This is a genomic window from Pseudoalteromonas sp. MMG005 (genome assembly GCF_018101015.1).
Lineage (GTDB): Bacteria > Pseudomonadota > Gammaproteobacteria > Enterobacterales > Alteromonadaceae > Pseudoalteromonas > Pseudoalteromonas aurantia.
Window position 1 is genome coordinate 160,731 of the sequence record NZ_JAGJEK010000008.1, and the last position, 18,620, is coordinate 179,350.

13 protein-coding genes are annotated in these 18,620 nt (G+C 39.4%); 8 read left to right on the top strand and 5 right to left on the bottom strand.

Annotated elements, in window-relative coordinates; genetic code table 11:
• Window positions 1-596: 596 nt before the first annotated feature.
• On the top strand, window positions 597-872 hold the full coding sequence (locus J8M01_RS08260) for a hypothetical protein (protein ID WP_211057671.1): 276 nt from the start codon (window positions 597-599) through the stop codon (window positions 870-872).
• An 8-nt stretch (window positions 873-880) separates the two neighbouring features.
• Here the strand turns inward: J8M01_RS08260 and J8M01_RS08265 are convergent, their stop codons facing one another.
• Window positions 881-2,080 (bottom strand): RsmB/NOP family class I SAM-dependent RNA methyltransferase, encoded by a 1,200-nt coding sequence (locus J8M01_RS08265; RefSeq protein ID WP_348772731.1) that lies wholly within the window; start codon window positions 2,078-2,080, stop codon window positions 881-883.
• 185 nt (window positions 2,081-2,265) lie between these two features.
• Between J8M01_RS08265 and J8M01_RS08270 the strand changes: the two genes are divergently transcribed.
• Window positions 2,266-3,645 carry a VCBS repeat-containing protein gene (locus J8M01_RS08270; RefSeq protein WP_211057672.1) on the top strand — a complete coding sequence of 460 codons (1,380 nt, stop codon included), beginning with the start codon at window positions 2,266-2,268 and terminating at the stop codon, window positions 3,643-3,645.
• Between the two features lie 52 nt (window positions 3,646-3,697).
• Here the strand turns inward: J8M01_RS08270 and J8M01_RS08275 are convergent, their stop codons facing one another.
• Window positions 3,698-5,143: a chitinase gene (locus tag J8M01_RS08275; protein ID WP_211057673.1), complete on the bottom strand. Its 1,446-nt coding sequence runs from the start codon at window positions 5,141-5,143 to the stop codon at window positions 3,698-3,700.
• Between the two features lie 286 nt (window positions 5,144-5,429).
• Here J8M01_RS08275 and J8M01_RS08280 point away from each other — a divergent pair, with 286 nt between their 5' ends.
• The 5 genes from J8M01_RS08280 to J8M01_RS08300 all read left to right on the top strand — a co-directional run bounded on the left by J8M01_RS08280 (window position 5,430) and on the right by J8M01_RS08300 (window position 10,861).
• Complete coding sequence (locus J8M01_RS08280) at window positions 5,430-5,987, top strand: GNAT family N-acetyltransferase (protein ID WP_211057674.1); 558 nt, start codon at window positions 5,430-5,432, stop codon at window positions 5,985-5,987.
• A 15-nt stretch (window positions 5,988-6,002) separates the two neighbouring features.
• On the top strand, window positions 6,003-7,337 hold the full coding sequence (locus J8M01_RS08285; protein ID WP_211057675.1) for an FAD-dependent oxidoreductase: 1,335 nt from the start codon (window positions 6,003-6,005) through the stop codon (window positions 7,335-7,337).
• Window positions 7,338-7,597: 260 nt separating this feature from the next.
• Entirely contained in the window at window positions 7,598-8,719 is a 1,122-nt protein-coding gene (locus J8M01_RS08290; RefSeq protein ID WP_211057676.1) for a PAS domain-containing sensor histidine kinase, read from the top strand.
• Window positions 8,716-9,132 carry a response regulator gene (locus J8M01_RS08295; RefSeq protein ID WP_211057677.1) on the top strand — a complete coding sequence of 139 codons (417 nt, stop codon included), beginning with the start codon at window positions 8,716-8,718 and terminating at the stop codon, window positions 9,130-9,132. Before J8M01_RS08290 ends, J8M01_RS08295 begins: the two co-directional genes overlap by 4 nt.
• A 7-nt stretch (window positions 9,133-9,139) precedes the next feature.
• The gene (locus J8M01_RS08300; RefSeq protein WP_192509729.1) at window positions 9,140-10,861 is read left to right on the top strand and encodes a GGDEF domain-containing response regulator; all 1,722 of its coding nucleotides are present in this window, start codon (window positions 9,140-9,142) and stop codon (window positions 10,859-10,861) included.
• Here the strand turns inward: J8M01_RS08300 and J8M01_RS08305 are convergent.
• The gene (locus tag J8M01_RS08305) at window positions 10,845-13,811 is read right to left on the bottom strand and encodes a diguanylate cyclase (protein ID WP_211057678.1); all 2,967 of its coding nucleotides are present in this window, start codon (window positions 13,809-13,811) and stop codon (window positions 10,845-10,847) included. The two genes, J8M01_RS08300 and J8M01_RS08305, sit on opposite strands and share 17 nt — an antisense overlap.
• Window positions 13,812-14,023: 212 nt before the next feature.
• On the opposite strand from J8M01_RS08305, the gene J8M01_RS08310 reads away from it, so the two are divergent.
• Window positions 14,024-15,070: a hypothetical protein gene (locus J8M01_RS08310; protein WP_211057679.1), complete on the top strand. Its 1,047-nt coding sequence runs from the start codon at window positions 14,024-14,026 to the stop codon at window positions 15,068-15,070.
• 235 nt (window positions 15,071-15,305) lie between these two features.
• Here J8M01_RS08310 and J8M01_RS08315 read toward each other — a convergent pair whose 3' ends face one another.
• Together J8M01_RS08315 and J8M01_RS08320 are read right to left on the bottom strand one after the other, a co-directional pair.
• Window positions 15,306-15,989 (bottom strand): polyphosphate polymerase domain-containing protein, encoded by a 684-nt coding sequence (locus J8M01_RS08315; protein ID WP_211057680.1) that lies wholly within the window; start codon window positions 15,987-15,989, stop codon window positions 15,306-15,308.
• Window positions 15,986-18,619 carry a CotH kinase family protein gene (locus tag J8M01_RS08320; protein ID WP_211057681.1) on the bottom strand — a complete coding sequence of 878 codons (2,634 nt, stop codon included), beginning with the start codon at window positions 18,617-18,619 and terminating at the stop codon, window positions 15,986-15,988. The genes J8M01_RS08315 and J8M01_RS08320 overlap by 4 nt, the downstream gene beginning before the upstream one ends.
• Between the last annotated feature and the right edge of the window lies 1 nt (window position 18,620).

Here is an 18,620-nt window from a genome sequence, read left to right on the forward strand (position 1 = left end):
TTTATAAAAAGAATGAACGATATTTTTCAAAAATTGAGACTGTTAATTCACAATAAGCAAGTCAATATCATTGGCTTATTTGACATATCCTCACACACTTAAATTATTGTTAATAAATAAACAATACAATTATTGAATGATTGCACTTCGTTTAAAGCCTTATATACAGATGCTTTTTATCGCCACTTGCCTAATCTCGCCAATTAACGCAAATATTCACTCACTGCTGCATATGACTCCGAACTTTTAGCATAACATTCTGCTACTGGGACATTGCTAGGAGCAAGTATGCAACAAGCTATATCCTCATTTGTGCTCACGACTCTTGCGCTTTTTGGAAGTCCGAGCCCATATCCCTATTTGCATCTGTTACTCGTTTTGGTTACAGACAAAGCCAGCCCTTTTTATTGAGCATTCTTGTTGGGTTCTTACTTGCAATGATCGCCGTGAGGATTGGGCTTAATACATTTCTCAAGCAAACGCATTCTATGCCCCCTGCGTTATTTTTATTATGTGGTAGCGACTGATTGTTCATCGCTGTCAAACTTTGGCGCAATAGCCCTGATCTACTAAAACACAGCAAGGTGCCAAGTTTTTTGTATGGTTTGCTACTCAATATTTTTAACCCAAAGGCTTACGCATCTTTGATCACCATTCTTACACCCGTGGTGATCCCGATAAAATCAACTAAAGAACAGCCCTTTGGCATAATACTGCTTGTGCTACTATGTTTAGCGGTTGTGGCGCATATTGATGCGGCATGGTTACTGGCAGGTGCAAAATTGGGGATGCTACTCAAAAGCCACCTACAGGTGCGGTGGCTCAATAATCTCTGCTCAATCGCTACCGTCGCATCGATACTAATGACATAATAAGGCTGCTATGAAATTCGTTCCATTGCGGCCATATAAAACCCATCATATTCGGAAGTATACCCTGGTAATAAAGTCTGCTCTTCAATGAGTTTAAAAGCTTTATTTTCAGCTAAAAACTGGGTTACTTGTAGTTGGTTTTCACTCGGTAATATAGAGCAAGTGGCATATACTAATCGCCCACCAATTTTACACATTTGGCTGTATCGCTGTAATATTTCACTTTGTAATGTGATCAAATTATCTACACTATTACTATTAAGATGCCATTTTGCATCTGGATTACGACGCAGCACACCAATACCCGAGCAGGGTACATCCAACAAAACACGATCAAACTTTTCTTTCAGTCGCTTTATTGTCTTACTATTTTTAATTAAACGGGTTTCAAGCGTGTGTACGCCAGCTCGCTTTGCCCGCTTTTTCAGCGTATCTAACTTATGTTGCTGAATATCCATCGACAATATATAACCTTTATTTTGCATTAATGCAGCAATATGTAAGCTTTTCCCACCAGCACCTGCGCATGCATCGACCACCCGTTGTCCCGGTTTAACATCCAATAACAAAGCTACTTTTTGTGAACCCGCATCCTGCATTTCAAACCACCCACTTTGAAATGCATTGGTCTTAAATAATGGACCATACTGTGTTACTTCAAGTCCGGCCTCCGGCAGCACTTGGGTCTCTATATTTGATTTGCTCAACGTCTGTCTCAGCGTATTGCTATCGACCTTTAAAGTATTAGTGCGCAAATAAGTTTTAGCCGACTGATTTAGAGCTTGCGCCACGGTTGTCCATTGTTCGCCTAACTCATCTAAGCCTTTTTGCCAAAGCCAATCGGGGTATGAGTATTGCTGTGCATCGGTAGCTTGCGCCAAGTTCTGCTTGAGTTGCTCGCTAGAAACTCGGACCACTTCCGGCCACTCAGGCAATACCACACCGTCGAGTAGTTTCATAGCTACCCAAAGCTGCCAAGCATAGAACTCTACATTCTGGCTTTGGGTACTTCCCAGCGCGCAATCTAATTTACGACGAAACCGCAGTACATTATAAACATCCGTAACATAACGTTCTTTACTTTTTAAGTCCCAAAAAGGATGCTGAGCAAGCGTTTGCTCAATCACTTTGTCAGCATATTGCTGGTGTGAGAACATGTGTATCAAGCTAGCAATAATAGCTTCAACAGATTGACGGTCAGCGTGCACTGAAGACCCCTAACTAAAATAAAATCCAGACGTAATTGTAACTTTTTTTAAGTTTCACAGCGAGCTTACTTCTAAACAATCGAATTCGCTTTGTAACAGCTTCTTACAAGTATTGAATTGTTTGCCGTTAAAATTTAGCCAATACTATAAACACAATAACAATAATTATCTTCGTAGTGAGAATCATGACACGCTTAATACTTACCGCTACTGCAGCCTTGGTCAGCTCAAGCTTATTCGCCTCCCAACCTATTGCAATAAAAACCTCGAAGCCATTAGTGAGTACTCAATCTGAAATACTTTATGCCTTCAATAATGAAGCTAAACAGCTTGCTGTTATTGATGTTAAAAATAACACCAGTCATGAATTATCAATACCCAAACATGCCATTGGTTTTGATTATGCAACATCAGCAAATCATACTCACCCCCAAGCCTGGGTGTTAACCCCTGATGGTATCGTTAGTAGCCACAAAGATAGCTACAAAACATTGATTTCAGCCCAATCCCTCTTTACTCACTTAAAAGTAAGGAGTTTCAATAAAGTAGATTTTGTTTTAGACGCCAATGACGATGGATTAAGTGATATCATGCTACCCGGTATTAGTCACTCCACGCTATATATTCAGTCAAAAACAGGGACTTTCGATGCCCATCCGTTTACTAAACAATCCGATTTATCTGGGTACTTTAAAGGTAGTCGACTCGAAGTCGAAATTGAATTAAACCCTGCGCCTCAAGTCATTGATCTTAATCAGGATGGTAAACTCGATTTATTGTTTCATACCCGATATCAAGTACAAGTACTGTATGCAACCGATACTGGATACGCCAAACAATTATCAAACTTAACGCTCCCAGTGCAACTCGGTCAATTAGAAGGCGGCGGTAAACGCAGAATTTACGCATTAAAAGACATCAATAATGATGGGTTTGTTGATTTAGTAACCCGTCAGGCACCGCGTACCAAAGGTATGGACGCTATTAAAGTGGATACCAGTTATGCTCTTTACCAGGGAAAGCCCGGTGGCCAATTCGAAACAAGCTTAGTGGCACTACCAACAACTAATGGCACAGGGCAATTAAGGTTTGAACACGACTTTAATGGTGATGGAAAAATTGAATTGCAAAAACTACAAGCTGATATTGGTTTTGGCACTATCGCGGCAATGGCTTTGGGCGGAGGCAGTACAGACATAGATATTGACGTTGGATTTTACCAGCAACATAATCAATATTTCCCACCAGAGCCAACTTTAGAAAAAGAAGTTGAAATGGAAATTAATATGAACGGCGACGATAGAATAATCTCTTTATTTATTGGTGATGTAAACGGTGATGGAAAACATGATGCAATTCTGCGTAGCTCTAGCAGGACACTCAGTATTTTTCACGGTAAAGAAGACTCTTTACTGAGTAAAAAACGTACCAGAATAAAACATAAACTCCCAAAAAATAGCAATGATATCCTACTGGTCGACATTAATTCTGATGGCAAAGATGACTTCGTATTTAAATTTACCGATAAAGAAGGTAATAACACGGTTCAAACCCTCTTAAACTAATGCCTATCTCAATAAGCCGATACGAAGTTATCGGCTTATTGATGTTACTACCTTAAGGGATTGCTTTAATAAACTTCCAAGGACCTTTATTTCGCTCAGGTATATTTCCTTTGGTCCACCACTTAGCCTCATAAATTGCTTTTTCGTGACTGACCTGCTCACCTTTTAGGTATACCTTATTTACGTTCCAAGCTGCAACACCGTCAACAGGCGGTACATCTACCGGAGGCTCGATATGCGGCACCACTCGCACTTCTGGCCAGCCTATATGCGACCCATAATAATTAGTAACACACTTATTATAATCACCTGCTTTTAACGCAGAATAAGCAGTTTGATATCCAACGAGCTTACACTCAAACGAGAAGCCTCCAGGCCTATCGGCATGATAAGTCCAGTTTCCATCCCAGTTAGTAAACAATACATCCGTCGCACCATCTAAATTCAAGCTGCCATACGGCATTTGCTGCCAACAGGTGTTTTCTTCATCCGCTTCGATAGGAATATTATAATGGTTTGCTAACCCTTCCCAATAACGAATACGGTTGACCGGCTGCCCTTTATTTTTATTTTGTTCACCACATTCAATACCGCCATTTATAACATTGATGGTAGTGCCAAACCCATAGCCAATTCCAGCAGCAAGCTCTCTTTGCGAAGGAGCCCAAGTTCGGTCGATTACATGCAACATCGCAGGCTTTGGAGCTTGAGGGGTCAAGAAAAACCATACCGCAGAAGCCAAGTTTAGCCATGAATCAGCTACCAAACCTGGATTATTCAGTAATACGGTTGCATCTCCGTCATACATCACTTCAGAAAAGGCCCCGTAGTTAAAATGGTACGATAACTGCTTTGCGCCTCGTCCAAAGTAACCTTGACCCTGTGCGCAGGGCCACCGTTGATTTTGCCAATCATTTTGGCCACAACCTGTAGTATAACCCGGCTGTCCTTCTGACCACCCCATCTCTCTGACATGCACAAGTGCTTGCTGCCACTCTTCCAGTCCTTGAGGATTATCTGACACATTATCTTTTGCTATATGGCCGCCAGTTTCTTGAGCAAAGTGGGCAAATGCAGTTACAATGGACTTTTCACATATTTTGTCTGCATCCCTACCATCTGAATAATCTCCACAAAATGCAGGAAACTTACCTATCGCTCTTAAAAATCGAGTATATGTGTATTCAGGCGCTGCCATTGCGGTTAAAAAGTTCCACTGTGATTGCGGGAATACGCGTTCTACACGTTTAACATTCACTGGATTTCCAGCCCGATTTGGCACAATTGCTTCTACGATATCATTGCTTCTTGTTTCAAGCGCTTTCGCCCAAACATCGTACATAGGATCGATTGTTAGTCTGTTTTCAGCTGAGGTTAATTCTGTACCAGAGACAATATAACCCGTCGGATTTTGTGGATCAGGCTTGATTGTCATAGCGTTCGTATTTGTTGCCATCGCTATATTTACAGCCAAAGCCGTTAAAATTAATTTATGCATTTTTTTATTTCCCTTTTGTCATGTTGTTTTGCATGTACCCAACTTGAGAAAGATACAAGCAATTTACATTATTAACACAATGACATCGCTGTCAATAAGCCAATATCATTGTGCATGGTAAGAAAGACCTACCAAAAGGGAGCAGAACTGTTAAAAAGTCGTGTAATCAGCTGATTCAGTTATAAAAATTAAAAATTAAAAAAATTCACAATTATCATAAATTTATTAAAGATTTATTATTCATTTAGCAGTATGGTTAATAAATGCAGTTTGAAGGGTCCTAATTATGATCATTACTCCAATCACACATAAACACTATGAAGACGTGATCACATTGGCAAACTTAGTCCATGGAGAAAACTATTTAGATCGGCTGGGACTAGAAAAGATGTGTGATATGGGAACCAAGCACGGTATCAATGCCTGCTTCGTCGCACTCGATGACAATGAGCAATTACTTGGCTTTAGAACCAGCTATTCAGCACAACAGTGGACAATTGATAAATGGTGCACCCCTAAAGAATGGCCGGTTTTACCCTCTCAAATGGCTTATTTTAAATGTATTGCCGTTTCACCGACTGCGCAAGGGCAAGGAATTGGACCGAAACTACTCCAAGCATCAGTAAACGCACTGCGCCAACAAGGAGCCCTTGCGGGTGTTGCACATTTGTGGAAACAAAGCCCAGGTAATGGGGCAATTAAGTACTTCACAAAAGCAGGAGGGCAACTTGTCGCAGTTCACGATGAAAGATGGCTAGAGAATTGTCTCGTCGACAACTATTATTGCACTATTTGCGGTAACCAATGTCAATGTCAAGCAGCTGAAATGACTTTACTGTTTTAATTGGTATCTAGAAATATGCCAAAGTATTATGATCCGCTCACTCATGCCAATTGCCAAGGTCAGCCTTTTGCGCAAAGTTATTGGACAAGTACGATATCTCTTCCTGATGCATTATCACCTCCTACAACGCCACAAACATTTGAAGTTGCCATTGTTGGAGGCGGCTTTAGTGGGTTACTCACCGCATACTATTTGGCGTCGCACTACAATATTAGCTGCTGTGTTCTAGAAGCCAATCAAGTTGGTTTTGGTGCAAGTGGCCGAAATGCGGGGTTTGTTTTGAAAGGAGCAGGTCGATTGAGCTACCCACACATTGCTAAAAAGTGGGGAATGCAAACATGTAAAGATATTTATAGTGAATATTCTAATGCCGTTTCGCGCGTTGCCAGTCTAATAAATCAACACGCTATACAATGTGACAAGCAACAAAATGGCTACCTAAAGGTTGCGCATAATATCAAAGCCATGCATAACCTCAATGAGCAAGCCCTGTTTATGCAAAAATTAGGGGATTCTGCCCAGTTTTTAACATCATCCCAACTACAAAACCACTACATGCGTAATGTGCAAGCCTACGGCGCAATGCGATTGACCGATGGATTCGGTGTTAATCCACTCAAATTGGTGCTGGGGTATAGAGAAATGGCGCTAAACGCAGGTGTGAAAATTTACGAGCATAGTTTGGTACAAGATACCAAAAAACAAAATGAGTCATACACGCTCTATATTAATGACATCCCAATTACCGCGAAGAATATTATATATACCGGTAACGCATACAATAATAAGCTCACACATTCTGACATCAATAATCGTTATCTGCCAATTCTCAGCAGTATCATGGTCACCCGAGCGCTGACAGAAAGTGAGCTTGCTCAAACAGGTTTAAAAACACATCAAGTCACTATGGATACCCGGACACTTAAGTATTATTATCGCCTTTTACCCGATAACCGAATACTATTTGGTGGACGCGGCGCTGTTTTTGCGGCGCAACAGCATGACTCTAAATATTTGAATGGCCTTAAAAAAGGACTAGCAGCTTGCTTCCCATGCCTTAAAAATATTAACCACGATTACTATTGGAGTGGATTTATAGCCGCCACATTTGATGACATGCCCCATGTATACTTTAATCAAAACATAGGCTATATACTAGGGTATTGCGGTGCAGGGGTGAGCTTCAGTGCACAAGCTGCATTTCGCCTCGCACAACAAATTGCTGGATACCACCCCCCTAATTTACCTATGTATAAAACACCTGTCCCCTATTTTCCATTTCCGCAATTTAGACGGTTCACTCAAATGGCCTATTATCAATATGCTTCATTGCTTGACTCAATTAAGTAGCCTGCTTCACTTAATTCGAGCTAAGTCTTTTACTACAAAAAACACACCCATTACTTATGACTCCTAAACAATAGCAATAGCTATCATTCCCAGTCTCTTTTAGCTATTGATCTACTGTTCATTCCGACAACATGCCATCTGTCGCATTTTCACATAATTATCATCGTACATTTTTGAGTTTTAATAAAAACAGGCTATACATAAAGATATGGCGCGTAAACTCGATATTCTACACTCTTTTAACTCTAAGGAATTGAGGTATGGAAGAAAAAACAGAATTAACATCCACACTACTTGATACAACGCCGTACGACCAAAACGAGTTTAATGACCTCTTATTTGAGAATATACCGGGCTATGCATTTGTCAAAGATGAACACTATAAAATCGTGAAAGCCAACGCCGCCTTTCTTTCTATGTATCCGGAAAACTCTAGGGATAAAGTGATTGGTTATACCACTGTTGAAGACTACCAACCTGATGAAGCAGAGCAATTTCTAGCTATGGATAAAAAAGCACTTATCGATGGCTATAGTGAAACGATTGAAACAATTAATTTCCCTGACAATGGCGTAAGAACATTGCTCACCCGGAAAAAACGATTTTTAGGCACAGACGGCAGCCCCTATATTTTAGGTATTTGCACAGACATTACTGAAAGAGAACATTTAATAAAGCAATTAAAGAAATCAAATCAAGATTTGGATCAATTTGCTTACATTGCTTCTCATGATTTAAGAGCCCCATTAAATGCCATTGCAAAACTCGCATCATGGATAGATGAAGATTACAAAGATGAATTACCATCCGGCGCTATTGAACATTTTAGTCTAATCAAAAATAGAATTGATAGAATGACTTGCCTCCTTAACGACATGTTAACTTACTCTCGAGTCAACCAAACACCAATAATTACCGAAGAGTTTTCTCTTAAAGAGCTCGTGTTTGAGCAGTTTGAGATGATGAGCGTAGACCATGCTTTTAACGTGACTTGTAAAGATTTAACTATTTCAATGCAAAAAGATGCCATAACGATTGTTTTGCGAAATTTACTCAGTAATGCCATCAAACACCATCATCTCGACAGCGGTAGTATTGATGTTGATATTTCTGAAAATAGAGGATTTTATACCATTATAGTCAGCGATGATGGACCTGGAATAGACTCACAGTATCATGCGAAAGTTTTCGAAATGTTTCAAACCTTAAAGCCCAGAGATCAACAAGAAGGTTCTGGCATTGGACTTTCTATCTGTAAAAAGATAGTACGCAATTACGGGGGGGATATTTCAATCCGCAATAACGACGTAGGCACATCTTTTATTATTTCATGGCCTTCAGTCTCTGTGCTTAAGCATACTGCCTTTGGAGTGCACGCATGAATCATGATCTTAACGTTTTACTCGTTGAAGACGACGATATTGATTACATGAGTATTGTTCGCAGTTTCAAAAAGCGTAAAATTCTCAACCCCATCACTCGTGCTATTGATGGCGTTCATGCACTTGAATTGCTCCAAACAGAAAAAATTAAAAAGCCGTTTATCATCTTACTTGATTTACAAATGCCACGTATGAATGGCCTTGAATTCTTAGCTGCGGTTAGAGACAACCAGCAATTAAGTGACTCCGTTATATTCGTGCTCACGACATCAAGCAATGAGCAAGATATAGTCCAAAGCTATCAAAAACATGTCGCTGGGTATTTTATAAAAGATGATATCAGCACACAATTTCTAGATGTGATTGATGTACTTGATGGCTATTGGCGAATTCTGAAACTTCCTAAAGCGTAGGTGTTGCATGAATATACTCCTCATTGATGATGATATCGTTGATATAAAATCGATACAACGCTCCATTAGTGCCGAACACAGTGGTTACATGCTCACTGAGGCCAACACAGCAGAGCAAGCACTCAACCTAATCGAAAATGACAATTTTGATGTTATTTTGTTAGACTACATGATGCCTAAAATGAATGGCATTGAAATGTTACTTGAATTAAAGCGTCGATCTTGGCTCAATAAAATGGCTGTAGTGATGATTAGTAATGAGCATTCCGAGTCAATCATCCTCAAAAGTATCGATGCCGGCGCACAAGACTTCTTGTTAAAGTCAGAGGTCACTGCTGGTCAGCTAAAACGTGCCCTATTACAAGCCAAGAAGCGCTTTGAATTAGAAAAAAAGCTTGTTGACAGCTATCAGCAAGTGAAAGAACTCGCAGAGAATGACCATTTAACTGGTTTATACAACCGTTATTATTTTGGTGAAGCCCTGCAGCGGTCAATTATTGCAAATCGAACTTACCGTGCAAACTTGGCAGTAATGCAATTAGATTTAGACAACTTCAAAAATATAAACGATAGCTTCGGCCATGATATTGGCAACACATTATTGCAAGAGATGGCAGTACGATTTAAAGGTATTTTAAAGCAAAATGATCTTGTGGCGCGCATTGGTGGTGATGAGTTTGCATTTATTCTCACTTCCTTTAGCTCGCCTTTGTATATTGAACGTATTGCCCAGCGTATTCTCACACTTGTTACTCACCCCGTTATAATTGAGCAACGCCATATTCATGTCACAGGCAGTATAGGTATCGCACTTCATCCCCTTAATGGGCATACCGCTGAAGACCTAATGCGCTATGCAGATATTGCCATGTATCGAGCAAAACAGCTTGGGAAAAATAAAGCCTGTTTATTCGAAGATAATATGGAAAGAGACTTCCAACGAAAGTATCGTATCGAAATAGGATTACGTCATGCCAATGAGCACGGCGATTTGGCCATGCATTATCAACCCATTGTTGATACAAAAACTCGTCAAGTTATTTCATGTGAAGCGTTAATTCGATGGCCAAATGCGAAGATAGCAACTAACCCGCAAGAGTTTATGAATATTGCAGAAGAGTCTAGGCTCATTAATAGCTTAGGTCGCTGGATTATTGAAACAGCCATCATTGAACAAACCACAATAAGCAAAAAATTAGGTTATGAAATCATCATGACCATCAATTTATCTCCGTTACAATTACGCGATCATGATTTGCCTGCATTTATCCAGGATTGCTTAACTAAACACAGCTCAAAAGGTGAGAATATCGTCTTTGAACTCACGGAAACAGCACTGCTCGAATCTGATAACTCTGTCCATCACAGTGTGAGTGCAATCAAAGAGCTTGGATGTTTAATTGCCTTAGATGATTTTGGTACCGGATACTCATCGATTTCTCATTTACTCACCTTCCCAATAGATATAGTGAAACTAGACAAATCGCTGCTTGATAAAGTGCACGTACTCCCTAGGTACTATCATATTCTTAAAGGGCTGAGTCATATGCTGCACCAATTACGGATCTCCGTCGTGGCTGAAGGTGTTGAGTCCGCACAACAAGTAGCGATATGTTCTGAATTGAATATTGAGCGAATTCAAGGGTACTATTTTTCGAAGCCCATGGCGCAATGTAGTCTATATGTGACAATTCAAGATTTAAACAAACGCGCTAGTAATCTGAACTAACCAACATTATATTACATGGCTTATCAATAAGTTTATTAATTTGTTCGATAGGCAAAGGCTTATAAAAATAGCTCCCCAGTAAATAGTCGCACCCCATCGCTTCTAATAAAGTTGCTTGATATGATGTTGCAACAGTGACTGCCGTGCACTTTAAGTTCACACTTTTAGCTAATTTTATCAGCGTGTAAGCAAGTACTTCATTATGCTGCTCAGTCTCCATTTGTGAGGTTAAACCAGCACCAATCGTGACCGAGTCTAAAGGGACTATATTCAGAAAATCTAACGATATACTGTTGACTCCAAACTCTCTGACATCTAATCGAATATTAAGGTTTTTTAATTTATTTATGGCACTGATTGTTATTTTATTATCATGGAAAAATACAGACTCCTTAAAGCTCAACACAATTTTCTCAACCGCTATGTTTAAAGACTCCAAGGTTTGTTCTATCGCTAAATAAAACTCTGAGCTGACCAAGTGCCTATCATCAACTCGAATGGTGATATCTTTTAGTGTCTCCCCCCTTATGCCCGATAATGTTTTATTTAACCCTAAAAACCACTTACGGCTCAATTTAGAAAACACCCCTTGCTTTTGTGCCAAAGTAAATACATCTGCACTTTCACACTGAGGTAACACACTAGAGAAATCATAACCAATAATTATTCCTTGAATACTGTGATCAACCGCTTTTATCAAAGGTGTAATATAAAATATTTCATTAAAATTAATACTCGGATCTGAAATAAAGTCACTCAATGACATATAATTAAAGGTCTTGATATCTACAGATTGACTATAAAAGCTCAATCTATTGCGACCTTGCGATTTTGAATGGTACATTGCTTCATCTGCATTTTTCAGCAACAATTCGGGCGCTGTCCCATCATCGGGAAACAGACAGACCCCAATACTTACTGAGACCGAAACCGCTTTTTTGTTCACTATAATCGGCTCAGATATTGCTGTATTAAGCTTTTCATACACTTGTGAAATTGCTTGTCTATCAACAACATCATGTAGTAGCAATAGAAACTCGTCGCCGCCGATGCGCGCAGCCGTATCACTTGATCTTAGAATAGTATTTAGTTTTTTCCCGATGGTCTGCAAAATGACATCACCAGTATCATGACCGTGCGTATCATTAATTTTTTTGAAATTGTCCACATCTACGAAAGCAACTGCAAATGCTTGTGGTACCCTAGTGTGCTTACTACATGCTTGATGCAAGCGATCGAGTGCTAACGTTCTATTTGGCAGACCCGTTAATGAGTCATGCTGAGCAAGGTAAGCCATCCTATCATTACTTGCAACCAACTCAGTTACATCCTGAAATACCATTACTACACCTTGTAACTCCCCTTTTGAACTGACGATTGGCGTCGTGGTATCTTGGATACTATATTGTACGCCCGTCTTGCTCACTAGTATCGCATCTTGTTCAAACGTATACTTCTTCCGACTATCTAGCACTTGCCTGATAGGACACGGTAACCTGGTGGAGTTATGCCGATCAATTAAATGTATATAATTTTCTGCTGGTCTTTTCAGCATTTCACCTCGACGTACACCGAGTAAACTTTCTGCTATCGGATTGACAAACCGAGTTAAACCATGCACATCAGTAGCAATAACCCCATCACCAATTGACATCAATGTTGTTTCCAGTAGCTCTCGGTCTTGTGCTAGTTTCTTTGTCAAAGTGATTTCAGTAGTTACGTCTTTAATAACAGCCAAAGAGTTAAAGTATTTTCCTAAATGTAATGACTCCGGCTCCATAACACTGGTTAGCTCTACATCAATACTCATGCCTTTTTTATGCTGGACTTGATAACGAATATTTTCAACTTTACCCAATTTAAAAAACTCAGGAAGAACATAATTAATTGCGTACTCTCGTGAGTTAGGTGTTAAGAAATCAATCGCTCTTCGGCCTAAAACATCTTCTCTTGTGTAACCGAGTAAATCTAACCACTGCTCACTTACCGCGTTTACAATGCCTTTACTATCAATAGAAAGCATAGCAACTGGCGTATAATCATACATTCGTTTAATCGTTGCATGTGCTGAGGTTAATTTAGCGTAAGTATGCCGATAACTTGTCAACGCAGCTGAAAGCAGTGCTGGCGTAATATAGGTGATCAGCATAGGCAGTAGAAATAAAGTTTCAGCGTGTTCACCTTTAGTGATCGTGATGAGGCCAATTGAAACGAAGTATAAACTCACAATACTATTAACTAATATATTAATAGAAACCATACTAAATGGCATGAATAATGCTGAAAGCACCAATGCTAGTGATGTATAAGCGTATGGAAAAGGTAAATATTTTAATGCAACAACATTAATCACAGTCGTCAGCGCAATAAGAAGTATTGACTTATGTTCATATTGAGTTTGACCTTGTTTTTTAGTATGACAAATATAGTAACCTAACGGAAAAATAGAAACGGCGCCCAAAACAGTTGCTATTAATTTTGTACTGAAAGCAGAAAACCAAGGTTGGTTTCCTAAATTAACTTCTACGCAGGCAAAAAACAAAGCCCCTAACACACTCGGAATAACAACAACTTTATACAATAATAAAGTAAACTCAAGTACATTATATCCATTGACTTTTTTAAGCATTGCTTGCTTTACTAAAAGCGCAATTAACACCGCTTCTATAATATTACTGAGTATAGTAATAATCGCGATCGTAGAAATCTTGTCAACTAATACATAAAGTAATAAGTTAATACTGAAAATGATTAAGCAATGCTTAACCCAATGGTGGTAGCTTTGTAGGGAAAGTAGTAGTCCAAAAGCCATGTTCGCATACCAAATATCAATACCCACCCGTCCCGTAGATATAAATAGTGATATCGCACTAAACACAAGGAATACCAATACTGAGGTTGCTATCGAATATTTATTAGTCCATTGCTTAAATATCGTTCTAGAGTTCACATCTGCCGCTCCGTGCTCCTGTGATGAATGATGTACCCTATACTACTGGCTTCGGTCACCGTTCAAAAAATCACTTGTTATTATATTTATCAGTTATAAGGCTAGCTCAAAGAATGCTTGCTATCAAGCATTAAGCGGCTGTAAAATCGAACTATTCATCGCAAAAACGTCAAGTTATTGGTGTTTTATTGTTTCAATATTAAGGACCCTCGATGATAAAAATAATAAAATTGATGATATTGACTCTGTGTCTGGGAATAACAGGATGTAAGCCAAACCATATTGCGCAACTTGAAACTCAATTGCAAAATGCGCAAGTAAATAGAGATTTAAATGCTCAGTATAAAGTACTATCTGAATTAGTTAATTACGATAGTGACGAATGGAAAATACATCTAGCGAATATCCAAGGCAGCATAGAGCAATTAAATAATACAAATCAACTCTTAGCCGCCGGCCAAATAATTGAGGCACAACAGGCCGCACACCAAGCTAAACTGTCCAACAATTCGATACAAATTGATGAAACTTTAAAAAAGTTACAAACTTATGCGCAAGTGTTACACCTTATTGAAGCGGTGCAATCTTACAATGCCTATATGCGCGTCAGTCCCCTCAAAACATTTTTATCAACTAACGCGTCACACTGGAAAATCTTAGCATTAAATGAGCTTTATAAATCATTGATTACACATGATGACACCATTTCCCAAGTACTGTCTCAACTCCCAAAAAATACTCGACAAGACCCAATAATAAAGGAGCTAATCACTGCCAGTCAAAATCAGGTCGATCAACTACAAGTTACTTTAGACCTATTACTAACAAAACAGCTTGCCGATTTTTCCACTGCAAGTGTGTCTCAGTTAAATGAGCTTTATACAACAACAGCCTATAACCTTAATTTGTTTAGCCCTGTTGTTGTCATTCCGATGATGAAACCAATGATCCGACACACTAAACATACCCTTGCATACTGGGATGAATCTCTAAATAATTCCAGAATAACATTGTCTCGCTTAAACTCTCCGTTAGCCTCCCGTGTAATCGAAGTACGTGATGCTTATATACAGCTAATCAGCCAAGAAAGTGAATATGCGAATTATCACGGAGCGAGTAAAAAAAGTATGGAAATCATTAAATCATTGGCGAAAAGCAAAGAAAGGGCACCCGTAACCCACCTTGTCCCAATTCACATTAGTGCCAATATATTATCTTTCTCACAACAATTACAAATGTATAGGTATCTGTCACGATGAGTTATTTGAAAATAACTCATCAAGTATAAACAGACTCTTAGCCGCAGAGAACATTACCCTTATGATTTCTTTCTCTTCTCATATTTAAATTACAACGTAATAACTCTGGTTGTAACCTTCGTTTCAAAGTACTTTTTAAAAAATCCAGCAAAACTCATTAATGGAACCGGTAAGGCCCAAAAAAGCCTTAGTTATCTATTTAAATCCAGCATATACCCTAAAAATATGCGCTCTATTAATACCACGTCAACATGCGTATGCCATTCACGTATTTTGAATGTCGAGAAGGTCTTAGCGGACAGCTTCCTATCAACGCCGACAACTGACGTTCATATAACTCATCTGTTTTGAGCTCCATCAACACATAAGCACCTAACGATATGTGCTTACGTAAATTCAGACTAGTATGATAGCGTTGATCAAACACATGCATATCTTGATCAAATGTCGCCCGTATTCGCCGGCATTTTGACTCAAAGTATTGTCTTTGATAACGACATACTAAAATCGGCATCTGCTCATTACCCCATAGCAGTTGCCCTCGATGGGGCAGCGACTTATGAGCCACGCGCAATATGTCCGGCCACCTCCCTTGCCCATTAGCTAAGTCAAAATCTAATGGAAAAGTTACTTTATACCCTTTCCCTGCTTCTCGGTGTTTAAATTCTAGCTTTGCTTTCTCAGCCTGTACCAAATCATGATACCAACGAATTCGAACTTTCTTGCGAAAACTAATACCACTTAAGTTCTCTTCATATCGCTCCAAATGAGCATCATCTAAATAAAGGCTGTTAACATAACGCTCAGGAAAACTCTCTTCAAACCCAAGTAAATGTGTTTTAAGCCATGCTTGAATATTATGTAGCCGATTTAATGGTATCGGTATCTTAACTTCAAACCGTCTATTTTGTTGCGTCATTTTGGCTTATCCGATTTCATAACTGTTTGATACAACCCTTTAACGCTTAAAGGCTGTGGTGTTATCTGTTTGTCATTTACACTAAGCATACTCCCAATTTGACTCACCATTTTTTGACCACAACCAACATCTTTACAAGTAAATTCTGAAATATCCATTTTAGCAGGCCCAAAATATGGTTTTTTGCTGTAACTCATTAACGCATAGTAATTTACGTCCATTACCGTTAATTTACTTCCTACAATCGTTGAGTCATCCTTTGCTACTAAGGCAAAGTTCACCCGAGAAAACTGACTATCATATACCGCTAATTGGCTTCTCTCCCCAGCCGAGATAGCTTTATCACGTATATTAGTAAAATGCGTACCACTTATTTTTAAGTTAGACCCACTCACATCAATTCCATCGCCCCCAGAACGAGCCCCAACATCATTGAAAGCCGAATTACTCACGCTTCCTGTACAAAAATCACAATCGAATGCATCTGATAAGGCATTTCGTATCGATAATCTCGATATTGTTACATCGCCATTGATGATATTTAGTGCATCCTCTGAGTAATTGTCACTTATTTTTAAGCCATCTATATTAACTTTCCCACCAATAAAATAGGCTGAGCCTCTTGGTTGCCACAAACCTAATTTAGGACTGCTTGCATGACTCAATTGAGTATGTGTGATTGATGAGCCTAAGCGACTATTTTTATTAAATACTGAAATTCCGGCCCAATATGAGGCATTTTCAGCACGTGTAATGACAATAGGTGCTTCAAGCTCTCCTTTTAACATCACTCCTCCAAATATCATAAGCCCCGAACCTTCGGTAAACGTCAAATGCGTACCTGCGTCAATGACTAAATCAATATCATCTGTAGAGACAATATAGTCATCAATAGTCCAATGACCCGTTTTAATTTTCCAGTGCCCTTCTGCCACTTCAATAAATGGATACTTTTTAAGATTTAAGTGCTGTGTTGGTCTTGGTATAAAGCTCAATGGCTGTATATTCTCTATAAACGTAAACCGTGCTTTCTTTTTACCACTTAAGCCCGCAGTCACTTCTACCTGTGTTAACTCCTGCGGTAGTGAAAAGGTCAATTCAGAGCCGGCTGTAAGCATTACCGGTAACTGCGCATTTATATTCTCGAGTGGAAACTGTAAATCAAATTTATTTACACCACTGATCCCCTTTATTTCAAGAGACTGCGAATCCGGATTGCGTATAGTCACCTCAGATATCCCTGAGGATTTAGTAAACCCACTCACCAAGTCCCAACTTCTTTGCGCTACCATACTTGTCATATGCCGATGAAGCGCGCTATCCATCGGTTGAATATTTTGACAAGGCTCATCCAAATACCCATTTCCAATACAATGTAATTGCTTTTCTAACAATGCTAAATTAAATGTATTTACAAGCGGGGCACTAGCGTGAATGCGTTGAATAAAACGCTGCTGGCGCTCTGACAGTTTTGCCAACAACTCACCACGACTAAATTGCTGTTTTAATGTTTGCAATGCTTGGTTATAGGCATGTTTCACGCGAGGGTCTGCGAGCATTTGTTTACTGATCAAAAAGTCATTTGAAGGTGGCTGCATAAGCCAGTGATGCTCTGCAGGGGTAACAGCTACGTCACTTTGAATAGGCTCTAACTTCGCTGTATGTGGATTGTAATACCAGCGCCAATTATTCCACGTTAATGCATGCCATGCCCCCCATACATCAACTGTCGCCAAATATTGTCCTAGCCTTTTTTCATCAAAAACATCACTCGCAGTGCGTCTGCCATCAAGAAAGTCGCTCAGCAATGCCAACGCTATTTGTCGCTGTTTACTAAGGCTGGCATTTTTCAGTACCGTATTTCTTTGAATAACTCGTGGCTTCAATACCCGCTGCAATTGCAAATTTTCTGATGCTGTTTGCTGATGTAAATCTAACCGAACAATCATCCCCTCAGTGCGATTGTTTGTTGCAAGCATATCTTGACTAAACGCTTGCTCAAACATCATTACGCCCCAGTTCTGGCCATTAATTACCACTTTTACAGGCCTATACGTCGGAGTGATGATATCAAAGCCCGCCAGCTTTAACGTTTCAGAAAATAACATGGGCCCTTGATGTATTCGAACATTAGAGCTCAATAAAGAAAAACGCCTTGCCGAGAATAAAGCCTGCTTCTGTTTCAATTCAACACGCAATGACCAACGATTATATGCCGCTACATGATCTAACATATCGCCTTGAAGTCTAATCGTCGCTTTTAATTTCTTGTTTTCAAAAAATACACTCCCAGTCACCTCGCTTCTTTGTTCTGGAATTTGCCCGTGCGTAAATGCAGTATCCCGGTCTTTCTCAAGTAACAACCAATCTTGGTATTTAATGTCTATTTTTAACAGAGGGAGGTCGCTATCAGCCATAGCCCAATTCAAAGGCGCTCGCACTACATCACTGACTAGCTGCATGGCTTTTTCTTTACTGTCTTGATGTAAAGATACAAAACCACTTTGAATCAGCAGCGTTTTAACCATATTCACCGATGGCAATAATAAAATGACAATAACGCATAACGCACCTATTAGTGCTAGCTTTTCAGCCTTTGAAGTACGCGCGTGAGTTGAATCTAAACGCATC